At 48.6% G+C, this 20,469-nt stretch carries 14 protein-coding genes; 7 read left to right on the top strand and 7 right to left on the bottom strand.

Annotated elements, in window-relative coordinates; translation table 11 throughout:
• Positions 1 to 53: 53 nt before the first annotated feature.
• From ppdK to ACH3Y6_RS02860, 4 genes are all read right to left on the bottom strand, one after another.
• Complete coding sequence (ppdK, locus tag ACH3Y6_RS02875) at positions 54 to 2,813, bottom strand: pyruvate, phosphate dikinase (RefSeq protein ID WP_490834066.1); 2,760 nt, start codon at positions 2,811 to 2,813, stop codon at positions 54 to 56.
• A 165-nt stretch (positions 2,814 to 2,978) separates the two neighbouring features.
• Positions 2,979 to 4,052, bottom strand: a complete 1,074-nt coding sequence (locus ACH3Y6_RS02870; RefSeq protein ID WP_490834065.1) for a mandelate racemase/muconate lactonizing enzyme family protein — start codon at positions 4,050 to 4,052, stop codon at positions 2,979 to 2,981.
• Positions 4,049 to 5,122, bottom strand: coding sequence for an N-acetyltransferase DgcN family protein (locus ACH3Y6_RS02865; protein ID WP_490834064.1), 1,074 nt, complete (start codon positions 5,120 to 5,122; stop codon positions 4,049 to 4,051). Before ACH3Y6_RS02865 ends, ACH3Y6_RS02870 begins: the two co-directional genes overlap by 4 nt.
• 8 nt (positions 5,123 to 5,130) lie before the next feature.
• The gene (locus tag ACH3Y6_RS02860) at positions 5,131 to 6,618 is read right to left on the bottom strand and encodes an N-acyl-D-amino-acid deacylase family protein (protein ID WP_490834063.1); all 1,488 of its coding nucleotides are present in this window, start codon (positions 6,616 to 6,618) and stop codon (positions 5,131 to 5,133) included.
• A gap of 149 nt (positions 6,619 to 6,767) precedes the next feature.
• Here ACH3Y6_RS02860 and ACH3Y6_RS02855 point away from each other — a divergent pair, with 149 nt between their 5' ends.
• The 3 genes from ACH3Y6_RS02855 (at position 6,768) to ACH3Y6_RS02845 (ending at position 11,660) form a co-directional block, all read left to right on the top strand.
• Positions 6,768 to 9,392: an MGH1-like glycoside hydrolase domain-containing protein gene (locus ACH3Y6_RS02855; protein WP_490834062.1), complete on the top strand. Its 2,625-nt coding sequence runs from the start codon at positions 6,768 to 6,770 to the stop codon at positions 9,390 to 9,392.
• A gap of 65 nt (positions 9,393 to 9,457) precedes the next feature.
• The gene (locus tag ACH3Y6_RS02850) at positions 9,458 to 10,099 is read left to right on the top strand and encodes a class I SAM-dependent methyltransferase (RefSeq protein WP_490834061.1); all 642 of its coding nucleotides are present in this window, start codon (positions 9,458 to 9,460) and stop codon (positions 10,097 to 10,099) included.
• Positions 10,100 to 10,421: 322 nt separating this feature from the next.
• Positions 10,422 to 11,660, top strand: a complete 1,239-nt coding sequence (locus ACH3Y6_RS02845) for an MFS transporter (RefSeq protein WP_490834060.1) — start codon at positions 10,422 to 10,424, stop codon at positions 11,658 to 11,660.
• 99 nt (positions 11,661 to 11,759) lie between these two features.
• Here ACH3Y6_RS02845 and ACH3Y6_RS02840 read toward each other — a convergent pair whose 3' ends face one another.
• Positions 11,760 to 13,178 (bottom strand): Gfo/Idh/MocA family oxidoreductase, encoded by a 1,419-nt coding sequence (locus ACH3Y6_RS02840; protein ID WP_490834059.1) that lies wholly within the window; start codon positions 13,176 to 13,178, stop codon positions 11,760 to 11,762.
• A gap of 210 nt (positions 13,179 to 13,388) precedes the next feature.
• Here ACH3Y6_RS02840 and ACH3Y6_RS02835 point away from each other — a divergent pair, with 210 nt between their 5' ends.
• The 3 genes from ACH3Y6_RS02835 (at position 13,389) to ACH3Y6_RS02825 (ending at position 17,415) form a co-directional block, all read left to right on the top strand.
• Positions 13,389 to 14,663: a Gfo/Idh/MocA family oxidoreductase gene (locus ACH3Y6_RS02835; RefSeq protein ID WP_490834058.1), complete on the top strand. Its 1,275-nt coding sequence runs from the start codon at positions 13,389 to 13,391 to the stop codon at positions 14,661 to 14,663.
• A gap of 116 nt (positions 14,664 to 14,779) precedes the next feature.
• Entirely contained in the window at positions 14,780 to 16,897 is a 2,118-nt protein-coding gene (locus tag ACH3Y6_RS02830) for a 3-keto-disaccharide hydrolase (RefSeq protein ID WP_490834057.1), read from the top strand.
• 122 nt (positions 16,898 to 17,019) lie between these two features.
• Positions 17,020 to 17,415, top strand: a complete 396-nt coding sequence (locus ACH3Y6_RS02825) for a DoxX family membrane protein (protein WP_490834056.1) — start codon at positions 17,020 to 17,022, stop codon at positions 17,413 to 17,415.
• Between the two features lie 7 nt (positions 17,416 to 17,422).
• Here the strand turns inward: ACH3Y6_RS02825 and ACH3Y6_RS02820 are convergent, their stop codons facing one another.
• Positions 17,423 to 18,490, bottom strand: a complete 1,068-nt coding sequence (locus tag ACH3Y6_RS02820; protein WP_490834055.1) for a formylglycine-generating enzyme family protein — start codon at positions 18,488 to 18,490, stop codon at positions 17,423 to 17,425.
• A gap of 362 nt (positions 18,491 to 18,852) precedes the next feature.
• Between ACH3Y6_RS02820 and ACH3Y6_RS02815 the strand changes: the two genes are divergently transcribed.
• A complete protein-coding gene (locus ACH3Y6_RS02815) occupies positions 18,853 to 19,263 on the top strand; it encodes a VOC family protein (protein WP_490834054.1) in 411 nt (136 codons plus the stop codon).
• Between the two features lie 14 nt (positions 19,264 to 19,277).
• On the opposite strand, the gene nagA is transcribed toward ACH3Y6_RS02815, so the two are convergent.
• Positions 19,278 to 20,465, bottom strand: coding sequence for an N-acetylglucosamine-6-phosphate deacetylase (gene nagA, locus ACH3Y6_RS02810; protein WP_490834053.1), 1,188 nt, complete (start codon positions 20,463 to 20,465; stop codon positions 19,278 to 19,280).
• Positions 20,466 to 20,469: the final 4 nt, after the last annotated feature.

Genomic DNA, 20,469 nt, shown 5'->3' with positions numbered 1-20,469 from the left:
CATGAGAGCCGGAAACTATTCCGGCTCCCCTGTTGATACCCGGCGAATCTCACTTACGCCTTTACTTTTCCATACATAACGGCTGCCTGTGCTGCTGCCAGTCGCGCAATAGGTACGCGGAATGGTGAGCAACTGACATAGTTCATACCGATACGATGGCAGAATTTAACACTTTCCGGATCACCCCCATGTTCTCCACAGATACCCACTTTCAATTTGGGTTTGGTTTTCCGTCCGCGCTCTGTTCCGTCTTTGATCAGTTCTCCTACACCTTCCTGGTCAATGGTCTGGAAAGGATCGTCCAGCAAAATTTTCTGGTCCATGTAATTGGGTAAGAATCCGCCTACATCATCCCGGCTGAATCCAAAACTCATCTGGGTAAGGTCATTGGTACCAAAGCTGAAGAAGTCGGCTTCGATCGCCATCTTATCAGCCATCAGTGCAGCCCTTGGTATTTCTATCATGGTACCATAGAGGTACGGGATGGTTTTCACTTTCATTTTCTCACACACTTCTTTGTATACCCTGTCAACGATGGCTTTCTGGTGTGTAAGCTCGTTCACGGTACAGGTAACCGGCACCATGATCTCTGGAAATGCTTTTTTACCTGCTTTCACCAGCTCTGCTGTTGCTTCCAGTATGGCGCGTATCTGCATTTCGGTGATCTCAGGATAACTTACTCCCAAACGTACGCCACGGTGACCCAGCATCGGGTTGTTCTCGTGTAAGGCCAAGACCCTTCTGCGTAATACGCTCATGCTGATACCGAGTTCCTTGCTCAGCTGGTGCAGCTTCTCTACATCATGTGGTACGAACTCGTGCAGTGGGGGATCAAGCAAACGGATGGTCACCGGGTTGCCCTTCATCACCTGCATGGTGTCTTTGATGTCTTTTTTCACAAACACAAATAACTCATTCAGCGCTTTTCTTCTCTCGGGTTCTGTCTTACTCATGATCATCTTACGCAGCAGGAACAGGGGCTGCTCACTGCCTTCGCCATAGAACATGTGTTCTGTTCTGAACAATCCAATACCTTCTGCACCGAATGCCATGGCCTGTGCCGCATCCTGTGGTGTTTCTGCATTGGTACGCACACCCATCAGTTTGGTCTTGTCTACCAATGCCATCAGGTTCTGGTATGCTTTGTTCTTGTTCAGGTCTATTGCCACAAGCGGTATACCACCTTCATATACCAGTCCCTTGGTTCCGTTCAGGGTGATCACATCACCTTCTTTTACTACAGTACCATTTTTGGATTTGAAGGTCTTGGTGTCCGCATGTATTTCAATATCGTTACATCCTACGATACAGCATTTACCCCAACCACGGGCAACCAGTGCAGCGTGTGAGGTCATACCACCCTTGGTGGTGAGGATCGCTTGCGACTTGTGCATACCATCCACATCTTCGGGAGAGGTCTCTTCACGCACCAGGATCACTTTTTCTCCCTTACGTGCCCACTCTACGGCTTCTGCAGAAGAGAACACCACGCGACCCTGTGCACCACCCGGACCTGCAGGGAGGCCTTTGGCAATGGGTTTGGTAACCGCTTCCACTTTGGGATCAAGCATGGGCAACAGCAGTTCTACCAGCTGGTTAGGTGCTACCCGCATGATGGCTGTTTTAATATCAATCAGTTTCTCGCTGTACATTTCTGTGGCCATCCGAACGGCAGCAACACCATTGCGTTTACCTACACGGCACTGCAGCATATAGAGTTTACCTTTTTCAATGGTGAACTCGATGTCCTGCATGTCTTTATAGTGTTTCTCCAGGCGCTGCTGGTACTGATCCAGTTCTTTGTACAGTTTGGGCATCAGTTTTTCCAGCGTATCGAGGTTGCGGCTATGGTCATTTTTAGAATAGGCATTGATGGGTGCGGGTGTTCTGATACCTGCCACCACATCCTCGCCCTGTGCATTCACCAGGTACTCGCCGTAGAATTTGTTTTCGCCGGTTCCCGGGTTACGGGTAAACGCCACACCGGTAGCACTATCGTTACCCATATTACCGAACACCATCGCCTGCACGTTCACTGCAGTTCCCCACTCATCCGGAATTTTTTCAATGCGGCGATATTCTATGGCACGTTTACCATTCCAGCTGCCGAATACACCGCCGATACCACCCCAAAGCTGTTCCAGCGGATCTTCGGGGAAGGGTTTACCCAACACTTTTTTCACGGTTGCCTTAAAATCCTTCACCAGTGCTTTCAGTTCCGGAACAGTAAGGTCCGTATCGGAAGTATAGCCCTGCTTGTGTTTGATGGACTCCAGTTTTTCATCCAGCACTTTGCGGATGCCTTTTCCGTTCTTGGGTTCAATACCACTGGCTTTTTCCATCACCACATCGGCATACATCATCACCAGCCTTCTGTAAGCGTCATATGCAAAACGTTCATCGCCTGATTGTTTAATGAGGCCCTGGATCGTTGTATCATTCAAACCGATATCCAGTACCGTATCCATCATACCCGGCATACTGCGGCGGGCACCGGAACGTACAGAGAGCAGGAGTGGATTATCAGGATCACCGAATTTTTTACCGGTTATTTTTTCAATAGAAGCCAGAGCAGCATTCACCTGTGCCTGCAGCACGGAAGGATACGTGCGTTTATGGTCGTAATAATAGGTACACACTTCCGTAGAGATGGTAAATCCCGGAGGTACGGGCAGTTTCAGTTTGGGATGGCCCGCCATTTCGGCCAGGTTTGCACCCTTACCACCCAATAAGTTCTTCATGGATTCATTTCCGTCGGCCTTGCCGGCGCCAAAAAAATAGACGTATTTCTTTGTGGTACGCTTCTTTGTCATATAGTACATTTTAATAGTCTAAAATTAGACAGCTATCCTGCGCCGGGTTATGACAATTGTCATGCTGTAAACTGTATTTTATCAGGTTGCGGTCATACCACTACCGCATTTTCAGGGTAAAATGGGTGAGTTATGATTTCTCGCTTTGATAGTGTGAGGATTGGATCAGTCAAGTCTTTTCAGTCCCAGGCCGGGTTGTTGCAGGCTGTGGAGATAACCTTCTTTCAGCATAAAACCTCCGCTGACCAGGTCTTTGCTGAGGTCAAAACTGCCATCAAGATCGATATAACGGGTATGTGGACAGGAATACGCCACATGCAGTGCCGCACTGATGCTTACGATACTTTCATCATTACAGCCCCAGAACAAACCGATACCGGCGGGCTCGGCAATGGTGGCGATATTGCGGGCGCCAAGTATGCCGCCGCATTTCATCAGTTTGATATTGAATACACCAAAGGGCTGCGGCAGCTGTGCCAGGCGGATCGCGGTAGCTGCATCCAGCAGGCTCTCATCGGCCACCAGCTGTTTTCTGTCAGTATCCGCAAATGCCAACAATGCGGCTTCCTGGCCGGAAGGCAGGGGCTGCTCTATCAGTTCCAATGCCAATGAGCGGGTATTTTCCAGGAATTTTTTCAAGGCAGTACTGTCGTATCCCTGGTTGGCATCTACACGGATCTTCATTTTACTGCCAAAAGCCTGGTGCAATAAGGTTACTCTTTCTATGTCCGCATCCACATCTAATCCGGTTTTGATCTTGAGGATACGGAAGCCCTGGGCATGGTAAGCTTTCGCCTCTTTCAGCATTTCTTCCGCAGGTTTGATGCCGATAGTGACAGACGTTAACAATGCCTGTTGCTGCTGTCCGTAAAAAGACAATACCGGAATACCCAGCCAGGTGCAGAAAGCATCGTGTAAAGCAATATCGATAGCGGCCAGCGTACCCGGTAAATGCGGGAACAATTTGTCGGCTTCTCTGATCAGCTGCTGAAAACTGCGGATATCCTTGCCTTTCAGCAGGTCCTGTACCTGAACCGACTGCAGGTTGGCAAAACTGAGTGCCGGCGTTTCGCCCACCACTTCTTCAAAAGGATTGGCTGAGCCGATGCCTGTCATGCCGTTCTCCAGCGTTATCTCCAGGAAAACGATCTCCGCATGCGAACAGGTATTGTAGGCAATGGTATAGGGTTTGGTAAGGGGCAGTTGCTCTATCCAGGCGCGGACCGCTGTTATCTTCATACGGTTTTTGTTTTCAGGTGTGAGCGCAGAACAGGAATAACGGGTTCCACCCCTTCTTCCAACGGCAGCAGCACGGGTATGCCCAGTTCTTTTTCATACGCACGCTGAAAAGCAAATGCTTCCTCACGTGTACAATGCGAAGTATTCAACGCCAGTGCAATCACTTCCGATCCATATGCTTTGATCAGCGCCACTTCTGACCGTACCGATGGGATCTCTCCCCACTCGGGCAGGTGTTCAAAGTGGATACGCTTGGGTGCATGTACCAGCACCACCAGTTTGGCGTTGCCCGATACCAGGAACTCTGAACCGCAGGGACCACTGGGATTCCGCAGGGCAGACTGGCCTTCCAGCAGTATCAGCTCTGCCTGCGTTTCTTTCCAGCAGCTCACAATAGCGTGTTCTATTTCACCGGAGATGAAATCGTTCAGCGTGGAGTCGAAAACAAATCCATACTTACCTCCCTGCAACCAGCCGGTTTGCCCGGTGTAGATCATTTCGGCATGTATGCCTTCTTTGGCACAGGCCTGGCGTATCATACGGCAGGTGGTTCTTTTACCCATAGAGCAATCGGTTCCCAGTACGGCCAGTATGGGTGCTTTCACACTGAATATCTCAGCGGTCCAGAAATGCAGGTCCTCGCGTTTTTTGGGACGGCGTATATCCGTTAAGCTGACACCATGTTCTTTGGCCAATGCCACCAGTTCGGGTTTATCATTCAGGTAATCGTGCAATCCGTTCACAATAGAAACCCCGTTTTTGATGCAGGTGCTGATGATCTGCAGGAATACCGGCGGCAAAATTCCGCCCACCGTGGCCACGCCAACAATACAGTAATCGATCTTACCGGCTTTCTGCAAAGCCTCTTCTGCACTGGCATAGATAGGCATGTTCCTGTTTCGGCCATCCAGCATTTCACCGGCATCTTTACCCGCATGCATGCTGTCGATCATACCCGCTATACGGAATCGTTCTGTTCCGCGGATCAGTCCATGTGCTGTTTTCGCATCGTCTGTGTGTAACATACCCTCTGTGATCACAAGGGCGCTGGGTAAATTCCTCTCTGGCATTGGTTGTCTTATTTTCTTTCTATGAACATACCCGGATAACGGCGGGTGCTTTGTTTGTTTTGATAGACCATTTCTCCATTCACCCACACCCGTTCAATACCATCCGATAAAGCTGCCGGATCCTGTATGCTGGAGCGGTCTTTTACCGTGGCGGGGTCAAGCAAAACCAGATCGGCAAAATAACCCGGTGCTATCTTTCCCCGGTTGGCAATACCAATATGTTGCGCTGCGAGTAAGGTCATTTTACGGACCGCTTCTTCGAGTGACAGTAATTTTTTGTCACGCACATAATGGCCCAGCACACGGGTAAAGGAACCAAAAGCGCGTGGATGGCCACCGATGGAGCCGTCGGAGCAGATATTGGTATGTTGCCAGGCCAATAAGCTGCTCACATCTTCATCCGCCATCGATTTACCCATGATGGTTTCCACACCGGTAACACCAGGATGATCTTTCTTATACGCCTCTGCCTCAGCAATCAGTGAAACCAGTGTTTGCGCAGGTGTTTCCTGACGCATAGCGGCTATGGCAGCGATCGTTTTGCCTTTGTATTGGGGATTGGGTGCATACCGGAACAGGATCGATTCATTGGGATCGAATGTATGTTCCACCGCAAAAGCTGCACTCTGCAGGTTGTCGTAATCTGTTTTGGGAAACAATACTTTCAGTGTACTGTTCCAGAAATCATACGGATAACAATCGGCTGTTATGTGAATGCCCTCTGCACGGGCTTTTTCCAACCTTGCCAGCAGACCCTGGGCTTTACCCCAATCGTCTTTCAGCGCGATCTTGATATGTGATACCTGCACCGGTAACTTTGCTTCACGACCGATCAGGATGATCTCTTCAATGGCCTGTTTCAGTTGTACGTCTTCGCTGCGGATATGGCTGGTGTAGCGGCCGCCATATTGTGCCGTGGTCTTCGCCAGCGCTACCAGCTCATCTTTCTCCGAAAAAAAAGCACCGTCATATTCCAGGCCGGTAGAGAGGCCCAGTGAACCTTTCTGCATTTCCTTAGCGAGCAGTACACACATTTTCCGGATCTCTTCAGGACTGGCTTTGCGATGCAACTCTTTTTCACCCATCACTTCTTCACGTAAAGAGGTCTGACCGGTATACGTGGCGATATTCACCGCAACCGATTGCGCTTTCAGTTGCGTATGGATACTGTCGATGGGACTGCCTTCACCATCCTGCCCCGCAACAATCAGTGTCACACCCTGGTTCAGGGCGGCTAGTGCTTCCGGCTGTGAGCGGAAAGAACCCAGCAGGTGACTATGTGTGTCGATAAAACCCGGCGTGAGCGTTTTGCCCTTGCCATCTATCAAAAGCTCGCCAGGCAAGGGTTTGAGCGTGCCTACAGCAATGATCTTTTTGTTTTGGATACGCACCGAAGCTTTTTGGGCTGCCACACCTGTGCCATCGATCACCCAGACATTATAGATCAGCTGAGAAACAGGTTTGGCTTCTTTTTCAGTTGCGACAAGTCTCTGCATCGATGCTATGAAAAAAGATAACAGTAGTAAGTATTTCATCTCCGGTGCATTATATAAGCTGAGTGACGCGCTTAATTTCACTAAAATAAGAAGTATATGTTCATAAATATTCACGTTTTTGCGCAAAGCATCTTTAATTTAGGGCCACTATGACTGCAGAGGAGCAAAGGCTGAGAGCAAACAGCACCAGGAAGATCCCCCTGGAACAATGGGGACCCTATTTATCAGAAAGGCAATGGGGTACCGTACGGGAAGACTATAGCGAAAATGGCGATGCGTGGAATTATGTACCCTTCAGCCATGCACATGCACGCGCATACCGCTGGGGTGAAGATGGCCTAGGTGGTATTTCCGACTTCTTCGGAAATCTCTGTTTCTGCGTAGCGCTCTGGAACGGGAAAGATACCATCCTGAAAGAAAGACTGTTCGGCCTTGGCAATAACGAGGGTAACCATGGAGAAGATGTAAAGGAACTGTACTATTATCTGGAGAACCTGCCCACACATTATTATATGCAGATGCTGTACAAGTATCCGCAGCAGGCATTCCCTTATCAGGAGCTTATTAAACAGAATAAACAACGTAGCAAACTGGAACCCGAGTACGAGATCCTGGATACCGGCATCTTCCAGGACAACGAATATTTTGATGTACTGATCACGTATGCCAAAGTGAACAAAAAGGATATCGGGATCCGCATCGAGATCACCAACCGATCGGCAAATGATGCACCCATCACGGTTCTGCCCACACTCTGGTTCTTTAACCGGTGGCAATCGCGGGGACTGGACAAGAAACCTGTGATCAAATCCATTGACGACAATTGTATGGTGAAAGCCAAACATGAACGGCTGGGTTCCTACTATTTCTATTACCCCCAACCTAAACATGCTTTTTTCACCGAGAACGAGACCAATACAGAAAAACTCTTTGGCAAGAAAAATGAATCCATTTTTGTAAAAGACGCTTTTCACGATGCCATCATCCACAACAAGAATGTGGAAGCGCTGAACCAAAAAAAGAGTGGCACTAAGTTTGCACCCGTATACGAATACCAGGTCAAAGCCGGTGCCACCGAAACCCTGTACCTCCGCTTGAGCGATGTACAGATGGAAACCCCTTTTACCAAAGGTTTTACCGATATTTTTGACCAGCGCAAACAGGAGACCGACGAATATTATAACCGTATCCTCGCAGCCGATATCAGCGATGACCTGCGCAATATCCAGCGACAGGCACTGGCAGGCCTGCTCTGGAGCAAACAGTATTATTATTACGATGTGGAACGCTGGCTCTCTGAACCTGATGGCATTGCCCATGTAGGCGATGAACGCGGCAGGGGGCGTAACCACGACTGGCAACACCTCAAGAACCAGGACATCATTCTCATGCCCGATAAGTGGGAATATCCCTGGTATGCCGCCTGGGACCTTGCTTTTCACTGCGTACCCATGGCCATGGTAGATCCTGTGTTTGCCAAACACCAGATACTGCTGGTGATGCGTGAGTGGTACATGAAACCCGACGGACAACTGCCCGCCTACGAATGGAACTTCAGCGATGTGAACCCGCCGGTACATGCTTGGTCTGCACTGCAGGTGTACCAGATCGAGAAAAACAAAAACGGTAAGGGCGATATCAGCTTCCTGAAAAAAGTGTTCCACAAACTGATGATCAATTTTACCTGGTGGATCAACCGGAAAGATCCCAACGGGAACAATATGTTCGAAGGCGGTTTTCTTGGTCTCGACAATATCGGCGTATTCAATCGCAGCATACAGTTGCACAGCGAAGCCAAACTGGAACAGGCCGATGGCACCAGCTGGATGGGCATGTACGCACTGAACCTGATGGATATGGCACTGGAAATAGCCATGGAAGACGAAGCTTTTGAAGACAGCGCCACCAAGTTCTTCGAACATTTCGTACTGATCGCGGAAGCACTGAACCTGCTGGGCCTATGGAACGAGGAAGATCAGTTCTTTTACGACACACTGGGCCTGCCCAACAACACCACCATCCAGTTGCGCATACAATCGATCGTAGGATTGACTTCCCTGTTTGCCGTATCAGTGATCGAGAAAAAAATGCTGACCAAACTGGAGGATTTTACCAAACGCATCACCTGGTTCGAACAGTACCGGAAAAAGAATAAAAAATTCTGGCCCAACGAAGAGATCGCAGATGAGGACAGGATGCTGATATCACTGATACCCAAGAACAAACTCATCGCCCTGCTGAAGAGGGTGTTGAGCGAAACTGAATTTTTATCAGAAGGAGGTATCCGCGCCCTATCCAAATACCACGAAAAGAACCCTTACTCTGTAACGATCGAAGGGCAGGTATATTCGATACAATACGATCCGGGTGATTCCACTTCTGATTTCTTTGGTGGCAACAGTAATTGGCGGGGACCTGTGTGGATGCCCATCAATTACCTCATCATCCAGAGTATCAAAAAGTTTGGCGAGTTCTACGACGGATCATTGAGCATTGAATATCCTACCGGATCGGGTGTGTACATGGACCTGAAACAGGTAGCCGCAGAACTGGCCAAACGAGTGACCAGTCTATTTGAACTGGATGCGCAGAACCAACGCAAACTGCACGGCGACCAGAACTGGTTTTATAGCAGACCCGAAAACAAAGACCTGGTGCTGTTCTACGAATATTTCCACGGTGATAGTGGCAGGGGCCTGGGTGCCAGTCACCAAAGCGGTTGGACCAGTCTGATCGCACAACTCATTGCCGACAGGAAAATGCCGGAAGACTGATAAAACAGGCGGTGAACGCTTCAATCATTAACTTTATTCGTGGTAATCAACAAAACGGCAAAAAGATGGATAACAGGAACAACCAGACCGACCCTGCAGCAGCCAGGTGGAATGAACGCTACCGCAATGAAGCATTTGCTTACGGAGAAGAACCGAACCTGTTTTTAAAAGAACAATTATCCAAATTGCCTGCCGGAAAAATACTGTTCCCCGCCGAGGGTGAAGGACGGAATGCCGTTTATGCGGCCAAACAAGGCTGGAACGTTGCTGCCTTCGACATCAGCCAGGAGGGCAAGACAAAAGCCATGCGGTTGGCAGAAAAAAATAAAGTAACCATCCACTATATCGTTGGTGACTTGCAGATGCTGGATTTTAAAGAGGAACAGTTCGATGCCATTGCCCTGATATTTGCACATTTTCCGCCAAATCTCAAATCGCTCTATCATACAACGCTCAGCAAATACCTGAAAAAGGGTGGAACCATCATCTTTGAAGCGTTCAGTAAAAAACACATTGACTATGTAACCGCAAACGGAAAAGTGGGCGGACCAAAAGATATAGACACTTTGTTTTCTGTAGAAGAAATCAAAGCTGATTTCCCGAGTTATGAGATCCTGGAATTAACCGAAAAAGAAGTTGAACTGCACGAAGGACTGTTTCACAATGGTACAGGCTCTGTGATCCGCTTTGTAGGAAGAAAACAATAAACTCATCACTGCAGGATCTTTTCACCGGTTCGAAAAAATTTTTCTCGCAAGGACAAATAAGAGCAGTATAGATCCCATCCTTCCTTTTCTTTTTTCTTTGTTTCTCTTATTAAAACATCCCGCAGATTCAGTTACTCCGCTGATAGCGGGATGTTTTATTTCAATAAAAGCTAAAAAAGAAAAAGAGAGCTTTGCTAATAATCGTGGTATTGCGCCTTCGCGAGAAAAATTTGCAAACCAAAGTGCAATGATGCGAGAAGGGAACGGGCTGGCATATGCAAACTGCCGGTGAATGAGTAAATTACAGCCCTCAACACACTGCATGAAAAAAAGATACCAGGTTCTGTTCGTTCTTTCTCTTTTATCTATGATCACGTTCCTGGACCGCATCGCGCTCTCATCTGCCAGCAGTTCCATCATGGATGACCTGCAGATCAGCACCGTACAGTGGGGTTGGATCATGGGCATGTTCACCCTGGCCTATGGTCTGTTTGAGATACCCACTGGCTGGCTTGGCGACAGGATCGGCGGTAAAAAAGTGCTGATACGTGTGGTACTCTGGTGGTCTTTCTTCACTGTACTTACCGGTTTCTCTACGGGTTTTACCATGTTGCTGATTGTCCGTTTTTTGTTCGGTATGGGTGAGGCAGGAGCATATCCCAACACATCCATTGTATTAAGCAAATGGTTTCCCGTACTGGAGAGGGGGCGGGCACAATCAATCATCTGGGGTGCATCACGCATTGGTGCGGCATTGACTCCTTTCCTGGTAATCCCCTTACAGCAATCATATAGCTGGCATATTTCCTTTTATGTGTTGGGCGCCATCGGTATCATCTGGGTCATTTTCTGGATGTTCTGGCACAAGGAAGAACCTGCTCAATGCACATCCATCAGCAAAGAAGAGCTGGGCCATATTCTTGCCAACCGAGACTTGCCGCTTGATCCGCATGAAAGCAAAAACAGTACATGGAAACAGCTGTTCCGATCTGCCAATATCTGGTTCCTCTTGGGAATGTATTTCTGTTATGCTACCGGCACTTATTTTTTTCAGAGCTGGTTCCATACTTACCTGCAAAAAGGCAGGCTGATACCGCAGGAGAACCTGATCTGGGCCTCATCATTGCCATATATACTGGCAGCCCTGGGCTGTTTGGGAGGTGGCTGGCTAAGTGATAAAGCCTGTTTACGCTATGGCAAAAAATGGGGAAGAAGGATCGTGCCACTGATTGGCCTGTTTATCGCAGGGTTCTGTATGATCGGCGCTTCATTGGTGCAGGATAACCTTACAGCCATTATTGCGCTGGCAGTGGGCATGGCCTGCATGGATGTGACCGCTCCCGTTGCCTGGGCCGTAGCCATGGACCTGGGTGGCAATAAAAGCGGTGCTGTTTCCGGATCCATGAATACGGCAGGATTAACCGGCGCTTATCTCAGTACCATCCTGTTTGGTTATCTCGCTTCCAACTTTGGATATTACTTACCTGTGTTACTCATTGGCATTATCGTCATCACCGGCGCCTTTCTCTGGTTGCGGATAGATGCAACACAAAAATTATAACCGGCTCCATGCCTGTTAAAAAAAGGCTGCGATGAACCCTCATTCATCGCAGCACATTCCAAAATCATTCTATCATTCTATCATCCTATCATTCACTCATTAAATCCTATAATACTGCTCCCAGCCCTTCCTCGGAGGCAATCCCACCAGCATATCGTTTGCGATTTTATTATTGGTGATTTTTTTGGTTTTCCTGTCGATCTGAATAGTGGTATTCAGTTTCTGCGCCATCACACCCAGTGAGAACACCTGGCTCAACGGGCCCGCCACTGCAAAGGGTGAACGTGTTTTCTCTTCACCCATACAGGCTTTGAGGAAGTTAGCGTAATGATTGGACGGACTCTCAGGAACAAACGGCAGTTTAGATTCCATATCCTTTGCTTTTGCTTCCGGAATAATAGACAGTGTTCTGCCATGCGATCCTCCCGCAAATGTGAGGTCTTTACCATAAATGATCTTACCCGGATTCAGTTTTTTGGCTTCGATCTTTCCTGAACTGGGTGGCGGAATATTGGCATCCAGTCCGGGGCCCCTGTAGCCGTCCGGTAAGGGTGGCAGGTTGTTCACACCATCGTACCAGGTAATATCGCAGGCCGGCATTTTACCCCGCGCGGGGAATCGGAACAGGATGGTAGAAGATTGCGGGAAGAAGAAAGAGTTGTGTCCTTCTGCTTTCAGCATCTGCACTTCATAGGGCAGACCCAGATCCAGGAACTCATGTGCGGTATCGATCAGGTGTGCGCCCCAATCGCCAAGGGCACCCATACCAAAGTCGTACCAGCAGCGCCATTGGCCATTGATATAATCATGGTTATAATCGTGCAGTTGAGTTACGCCATGCCAGGTATCCCAGTCGAGGGTGGCGGGGATGGCTTCTTTGGGTGGATACTGTTTAATATTGGTATCCCAGCCGTGCCAGCGGCGGCCGCTGTTCATGTGTGCGGTTATGGCGGTCACATCTTTGATGATACCAGCTTCTGTCCAGGCTTTGAACTGAAAATAATTGGCTTCCGAATGTCCCTGGTTACCCATCTGTGTTACCAGTTTCGGATTTTTCTGTGCAGCTTTCATCATCAATTCCACTTCGTTGAAAGTGCGGGCCATCGGTTTTTCTACAAACACGTGTTTACCCAATCCCAATGCCATCATCGTGATGGCAAAATGCGAATGATCAGGCACGCCTACGGCAACCGCTTCTATCTGGTTACCCATTTTATCGAACATGGTACGGAAATCCTGGAATCGGGGTACATCGGGAAACTGCTTCAATACAGCCTGTGTTTGGGGTGCCCCCATATCCACATCGCAAAAAGCCACAAACTCGGCCAGGCCTGTTTTGGCAAAGGACATAACATCGGAACCTCCCTGGTTACCAATGCCCACACAGGCCAGTTTTACTTTCTGACCAACTGCAAAATTGCCGGCAGCTTTAGTGATCATCGAAGGAACAGCAGAAGCGGCAGACAGAATAGCTGCCTGCTTCAAAAACGAACGACGCGATTTTTGAGAGGGTTTCATGGTACAAGCAATTAATGAGTAATGGATAACCCTACTAATGTACCACAAAGCCAAGGTGCTACCCGCACCCACCACAAAGAAGTTACGAAAACGATGGCGGAAAAAAACTAAATCCCCCAAAAAAACAATTCTATCATTCACTCACCCACTCATTCACTCATCCACTCATTGTTATTTCTCCTTATCTTTAAAGACATCTATCTAACGCATATGAAATCCCCAAAATCAAGCGCACTTTCACGAAGAAAGTTCCTGCGCAACACCGCCACCGTATTGGCCGGTTTCAGTATTGTTCCCCGTCATGTTCTGGGCAGAGGTTTCCTGGCCCCAAGCGATCAGCTCACAAAAGGTATCATTGGTGTGGGCGGCATGGGCCGCGGACATATTCCCTATGCCGGTACACGCGTAGTAGCTATCTGCGATGTGGATAAGAACCACCTGTCGCAGGCTGCCGGCATGATCGGCAATGGTGTGAAAACCTTTCACGATCATCGGGAACTGATTGCGCTTCCCGAAGTGGATATTGTGCATATTGCCACTCCACCTCACTGGCACGGCATCATGGCCATTGATGCGGCCAAAGCCGGTAAAGATATCTGGTGCGAAAAACCCATGACCCGAACCATTGGCGAGGGCAAACGGGTAGTGGAAGCCGTACAACAGTACAAACGCATGTTTCGCCTGAATACCTGGTTCCGTTTTGAAGATAATTTTTACGGCATGAACACCACAGTGAAACCCATTAAAAAACTGGTGGAATCGGACATGCTGGGCTGGCCACTTACGGTGACCGTTAGCAAGACCACCGGTTTCGACTGGAAATTTTACTGGGTAGGTAAAACACAGCTGGAAACACAAACTGTTCCTGCGGAACTGGATTATGATCGCTGGCTGGGACCTGCACCTTTCAAACCCTATAATGCACACCGCGTTCATGGCACATTCCGTGGTTACTGGGATTATGATGGGGGCGGACTGGGCGATATGGGACAACATTATATAGACCCCATCCAGTATTTTCTCGGAAAAGATGCTACCAGCCCGGTACTGGTGGAAGTGGATGCCGAACAACAACATCCTGATGCCTGTGGTACGTTCCGGAAAATCACCTTCACGTACGATGATGGTTGTAAGATCATTCTCGACGGGGAGGCCAAAGACCCCAATGCGGCTTATATAGAAGGTCCTAAAGGAAAATTGTATGCCGGGTTCCGTTCAGACATACCCAACCTGAAAGAGACACTGGCGTTGCTGCCCGATCCGGAGCCGCAGGTCACCAATTTCCTGGACTCGGTAAAATACAGAACACCGTTTGCCCTGAACGAATCGAATGGTTTCCGCTCCTGCACCATCATCAATATGGGCAAGATCGCTTTACAGCTCGGACGTTCTCTTCGGTTTGATCCGGTCAGCCAGACCTTCCTCAATGACGAAGAAGCCAACCGCATGATCGATCCGCCGATGCGTGCGCCATGGAGTATCTGATTATAGTAAAATTATATTCACCGCGGAGTCGCAGAGAAGCGGAGTCTACACAGAGAGATCCTGCGTAAACTCCCCGCCCTCCCCACCTCTGCGGTGAAAAAAACATAACCAACCATATGAAAAGAATTCTTTCCGCTCTTCTCTTCCTGATCAGCTTTACGCAGCTCACTGCACAAACGGAAGATGTGCAAGCGATTATTCAACCCTTCCCTTACCAGAAAACAGAAGAGGTCGCTACCGCACTTACCAGTATGCAAAACTGGAACAGCAACCAATGGAACCAGCTGTTCGGTCTGCTGGATGATGATTCCCTGAAACTGAAAGCCAGTTATGCACTAAGCGCCTACACACACCAATCGGCTACAAACAGCGCTCAAAAAACACAAACGGCAACAACCCTGGTGGCCGGGCTGGCAAAAGTAAAGTCCTATTATGCCAAAGAGCTCATCATCAAATACCTGTCTTTATTAGGTGATGATGCAGCTGTAAAACCGCTGAGCAAACTCCTGTCAGACAACGAACAGGCCGATAATGCAGCACGTGCATTGGTCACGATCCATTCTCCGGCAGCCATGGCGGCTCTGCAGAAAGCGCTGGCCAAAGCAAAAGAGCCCAACAGGAAATACATCGAAACCGTTCTGCACTTTAACAAGCAACCGTTACCACCAATCAAAGCTGCCGCGGCTGTTCCTGTTGACAGGCAAAATCCCGTTCAGCAATTACTGTCACTGCAAAACCAGTTAGAGACTGCAGCCGATCCCATCCGTAAAAAAAGAATCCTCAACCAGGTATCTCGTATCCCGGGCATCAGCTCTTTTGTGCTGGTAAGTGGGGCTTTGTCTGACAAGGAAGTAGCGACCGATGCGGCACGCATACTTGCACAATTGGCCCTGAACGATCAACATATCCGTGGCCCCCTGGTACGTGCTGAATTGGAAAAAGCCCTGCCGCTGATCAAAGGAGAAGACAGTGCCATACTGGTAAAGAAACTGACCGCACATATCAAAGCCATGCCTTTTGATTTTGGCTTCGTATCGCTATTTAACGGAAAAGACCTGAGTGGATGGAAAGCACTGGTGGGCAACCCCATTCTGCGGGCCAAAATGCCTGCCGATTCATTGACTGCCGCACAGAACATCGCCAATGAGAAAGCAAAAAATGACTGGATCGTAAAAGATGGGCTGCTGGTATTTATAGGTCATGGTGACAATCTCTGCACCGAAAAAAAATACGGTGATATAGAAATGTTTGTCGACTGGAAGATCACCGAAAAAGGGGATGCCGGTATTTACCTGCGGGGCAGTCCGCAGGTACAGATCTGGGACACCAGCCGCCGCGAAGTAGGCGCACAGGTAGGTTCCGGCGGTTTGTACAACAACCAGAAAAATCCAAGCAAACCACTGGTAGTGGCCGATAATAAAATTGGTGAATGGAACCGTTTTCACATTATCATGAAAGGAGAACACGTAACGGTGTACCTGAACGGGGAGCTGGTGACCGATAATGTGGTGCTGGAAAACTACTGGGACCGCAAGCAACCCATTTTCCCTAAGGAACAACTGGAACTGCAGGCACACGGAACCTATGTTGCCTACCGTAATATTTACGTACGGGAATTACCTACAGATTACACAACTCCCTTAAGCGAGGAAGAAAAGAAACAGGGCTTCAGTTCCCTTTTTGATGGGACCAGCCTGGAGCAATGGACAGGTAATACCACGGGATATGTGGTGGAAGAGGGTAATATAGTTGTACATCCCGAGCTCAGCGGTGGTAACCTGTATACAAAAGAGGAATATGCAGATTTCAATTTCCGTTTCGAGTTTCAGTTAACGCCCGGCGCCAACAATGGCCTGGGTATCCGCACACCACTGCAGGGCGATGCGGCTTATGTGGGAATGGAATTGCAGATACTTGATAATGAAGCAGAGATCTACAAGAACCTGCAGCCCTACCAGTACCATGGTTCCGTGTATGGAGTGATCCCGGCCAAAAGAGGTTTTCTGAAACCCACCGGCGAATGGAACCAGGAAGAAGTGATCGTAAAAGGCTCCAAAGTAAAAGTGATCCTGAACGGGGAAACCATCCTGGATGGCGACATTAAACAGGCTTCTGCCAATGGCACCATGGATCATAAGGAACACCCCGGCCTGCAAAGAACGAGCGGCCACATTGGCTTCCTGGGTCATGGCGATGTGCTGCGGTTCAGGAATATCCGGGTGAAAAAGCTATAACACCCTCAAACTCTCTTTAACTGCGCCTTTGTGTCCTTGCGGGAAATTTTGCTAGCAAGAACACAAGGGCGCGGTTGTTTTTGTTCGGGTAGGATGGTATCTTACTAAACAAATCTGATACCATGCCGATACAACGATATACACCAAAAATGCTTGCCCTTATCCGGATCATTACAGGTATCTTATTTGTGTATCATGGTCATGAAGTATTTGTGTTTGACCAGATGAAGAATTATACGCAATGGCTTAGTGACATGCATTATCCTTTGCCGGCTTTATTTGCGTATGCAGGCAAAACAGCTGAACTGCTGGGAGGTCTTTCCCTGGTGTTGGGAATATGGGTTCGCCTGTTTATGATTCCGCTGACCCTTACTTTATTGCTGATCAGTTTTACCATGGGGCATGGCAAAATACTGACCGAGGACCAGCATCCTTTTATATCAGCTTTACTGACCTCCGTATTCTTTTGCCTGGGAAGCGGCGACTGGAGTCTTAACAACAGACTACAGAAAAAATAAACAGGCTTTATTTTGTATCCCGCACACAGCGGAAGCCGAGGTGGTTGGTGCCCATTTTCCAATCGCCCTTACCACGAGAACCCACAACATAACGGGAACAATATTCATCGCTGCAAAGAAAGGACCCCCCTTTCTGCACCTTTTTAACAATACCGGGTTCTGTAGGATCAAAACTATCCGGCGGTCCCTGCGGGTCAACAATAGGCATACCTTTTCGCACCAGTGTGGTATAATAATCTGCGCGGTACCAATCTGAGCACCACTCCCATACATTGCCGGCCATATCATATAAACCATACCCGTTCTTTGGATATTGTTTTACGGGTGCAATACCTTTATATCCGTCTTTCCCTGCATCTTTTGAAGGGAAGCTTCCCTGGAAAGTATTCGCCATATAGCGGCTGGCCGGTCTGAACTGGTTACCCCAGGCAAAAGTGTTCTCTTTCAACCCGCCCCGTGCGGCAAACTCCCATTCGGCTTCCGTGGGTAACCGTTTACCAGCCCAGCGGGCATAGGCCATCGCATCTTCCCAGGCAATATGTACCACGGGATAATTCTCTTTTCCTTTAATGCTGCTTCCTGCACCGAAGGGCTGACGCCAGTTGGCGTTCTTACGGTATTCCCACCATTGCAGGTAATTGTCCAGCGGAACTTCATGAGCGGGTGGTGCAAATACCGCAGAGCCTGGAACCAGTAATGACGGATCGGCGTTCGGGAATTCCGCTGCAGTGGGCGCAATCTCTGCCACTGTTTTATATCCTGTGGCCTGCACAAACTTCTCAAACTCGGCATTAGTCACTTCGTGTTCATCCATCCAGAAAGCTTTTACCTCTACGGTATGCACAGGCAGGGCATCAGAAGTCAGCCCGGGTGTGGCACATAACGATTCATTGGCTGCAGGCGTACCCATACGGAACTTGCCGCCGGGGATCCATACCATACCCACAGGTTTCTCCGCCCGGGAAACGGCTGACGATTGTTTTTTAATACCTGGCTGCATGGCCTTACTATGATACACAAAAGCCACCGGTAAAGACAGCAGCACTATCAGGGGAGAAACAGAAGAACGAAACATGTTTAAAATTACAGAAAAGCTCCCTTGCTTTTGAAAGAGATAACAAACGTTTCCCTAATTCACATAAACACTGCATCATCACTGGTATTCAAAAAAAATGATGCCCGGCAAAAACCAGGCATTATTTGTTTAATCGGGGGGGATATAGAGATAAGCTGTAGGTCAAATCATTCATCCGGACCAATAACCGATTCGTACGGAGAGCAATGTATTAACTATTTATACCTCTTTTTAATTCGGCTGATTAATTGATATTAATTGACGAAATGTTTATTTTCAGCTATTCTTCCTTCTGTTTATCCGTTTTTCGGGAAGCGCTCACCCGAAGACCTTAACTTGTTGGTTCATTAGTCATACTTTTTATGAACTTACAGATCAGGTCCCTTCAGCATATCGGCATCCCTGTTACAGACTTTACCGAATCGGAATTATTTTACCGGAAACTGGGCTTCACCAACGTGATGGATGCCGGTTTTGCACACAATGGCGGTAAGGGCCGGGTGGCGATGATGCAGCTGGGTCAGCTCATACTGGAACTATACCAGTTACCCGAGCAGGAACTGGCTGCAATCCGCAACAGGAAAAACGGTCATATCGATCATATTGCTTTTGATGTGGCGGATATTGATCAGACTTTCACCGAAATCAAAAATGCAGGATTCGAAGTACTTGAACCGGCACCTGTTTTTCTGGCGTTCTGGAAGAATGGCTGTAAATACTTCAACATTACCGGACCCGATGGTGAGCGCCTGGAGTTTAACCAGGTATTGTAACCGGCAGCGACCTTTTAGCCGGCCTGGTAAACGATCTTTCCTTTCACCATCGTCATCCCGATATTGATGGCATCGTCGAAGAGGAGCAGATCTGCATCTTTCCCCTTCTGCAGGGAGCCTTTTACATCATCCACTCCCATGATTCTTGCCGGTGTTGCTGTGATCATTTGAATGGTATCAGGGAGAGAACAGTTCGCCATTTCCATCATGGTTCTTACCAGCCTGTCAGCCGTAGCCACACTGCCCGCAAATGCGGTTCTGTCAGGCAGTTTGGCCACACCATCTTCCACCAGAACAGGTAAGCCATTTTTGATACCTCCCAGGACACTTTCTGTTACCTCAGTTCCTGCTGCCCGCATAGCATCGGTGATGAGCGCTGTCCGTTCCTTACCCTTACTCTTTACCACCAGCTGCAGCAATGGCGCAGGCAGGTGCACGCCATCGGCAATGATCTCAACATCCATCTCATCCAGCAGGTATGCTGTTTCTACCACGCCGGCATATCGGAAAGCATTACGGCGGGTGACACCAGACATGGCCGAATAAAAATGTGTGGCCAGGTTATACCCGTTCTGAAAGGCTTCGAGTGCCTCTTCATACACAGCATCCGTATGTGCCATGGCTGCCACCACCTGCTGGGAGCGTAGGTATCGCCCGAATGCAATGGCTCCCGGTAATTCCGGTGCAGCACTCCAGCGTTTTACAGAAGGGTATTTTTCCAGTATCTCTTTGTATTCCGCAGGATCCGGGTTACGGATGTATTTGGGATCCTGGGCTCCCCGCTGACTCATGGCAAAATACGGACCCTCCAGATGCATGCCTATGAATGAGGCGCCTGAAACATTGATTTGGTTGGCCGCATCATAAGCATTCAATGTTGCCAGCAGGTCTTCCTTCTCACTGGTCAGCGTAGTAGGTAACATCGCCGTAGTACCATGTTTGGCATGCAGGTTCGCTACCTGTAAAAATGCTTCTGTAGTGCCATCCATAAAATCATAACCACCCCCACCATGCACATGTATGTCGATAAAACCGGGTGAGATATATTGACCTCCGGCATCAATCAGGGTTGCATCGGCAAAATCCACTTCAGTTGCTTCCACAGCCACAATACGGCCATCTTCAATCAACACTGTACCCCACGGAAGAATTCTGCCGGGAAGGATAACTTTACCATTGAATATTTTGAAACGTTGTGCCATACAT

This window comes from Sediminibacterium sp. FW305-C-269 (genome assembly GCF_058231045.1).
This window is presented reverse-complemented; position numbering and strand designations above follow the sequence as displayed.

Excerpts from the sequence above, each read along its gene's own strand:
- ACH3Y6_RS02865 (WP_490834064.1), bottom strand. The coding sequence starts at position 5,122 with ATGCCAGAGAGGAATTTACCCAGCGCCCTTGTGATCACAGAGGGTATG.
- ACH3Y6_RS02815 (WP_490834054.1), top strand. The coding sequence starts at position 18,853 with ATGAACTTACAGATCAGGTCCCTTCAGCATATCGGCATCCCTGTTACA.
- ACH3Y6_RS02840 (WP_490834059.1), bottom strand. The coding sequence starts at position 13,178 with ATGAAACCCTCTCAAAAATCGCGTCGTTCGTTTTTGAAGCAGGCAGCT.
- ACH3Y6_RS02835 (WP_490834058.1), top strand. The coding sequence starts at position 13,389 with ATGAAATCCCCAAAATCAAGCGCACTTTCACGAAGAAAGTTCCTGCGC.
- ACH3Y6_RS02830 (WP_490834057.1), top strand. The coding sequence starts at position 14,780 with ATGAAAAGAATTCTTTCCGCTCTTCTCTTCCTGATCAGCTTTACGCAG.
- ACH3Y6_RS02825 (WP_490834056.1), top strand. The coding sequence starts at position 17,020 with ATGCCGATACAACGATATACACCAAAAATGCTTGCCCTTATCCGGATC.
- nagA (WP_490834053.1), bottom strand. The coding sequence starts at position 20,465 with ATGGCACAACGTTTCAAAATATTCAATGGTAAAGTTATCCTTCCCGGC.
- ACH3Y6_RS02820 (WP_490834055.1), bottom strand. The coding sequence starts at position 18,490 with ATGTTTCGTTCTTCTGTTTCTCCCCTGATAGTGCTGCTGTCTTTACCG.
- ACH3Y6_RS02870 (WP_490834065.1), bottom strand. The coding sequence starts at position 4,052 with ATGAAGATAACAGCGGTCCGCGCCTGGATAGAGCAACTGCCCCTTACC.
- ACH3Y6_RS02855 (WP_490834062.1), top strand. The coding sequence starts at position 6,768 with ATGACTGCAGAGGAGCAAAGGCTGAGAGCAAACAGCACCAGGAAGATC.
- ACH3Y6_RS02860 (WP_490834063.1), bottom strand. The coding sequence starts at position 6,618 with ATGCAGAGACTTGTCGCAACTGAAAAAGAAGCCAAACCTGTTTCTCAG.
- ACH3Y6_RS02850 (WP_490834061.1), top strand. The coding sequence starts at position 9,458 with ATGGATAACAGGAACAACCAGACCGACCCTGCAGCAGCCAGGTGGAAT.
- ppdK (WP_490834066.1), bottom strand. The coding sequence starts at position 2,813 with ATGACAAAGAAGCGTACCACAAAGAAATACGTCTATTTTTTTGGCGCC.
- ACH3Y6_RS02845 (WP_490834060.1), top strand. The coding sequence starts at position 10,422 with ATGAAAAAAAGATACCAGGTTCTGTTCGTTCTTTCTCTTTTATCTATG.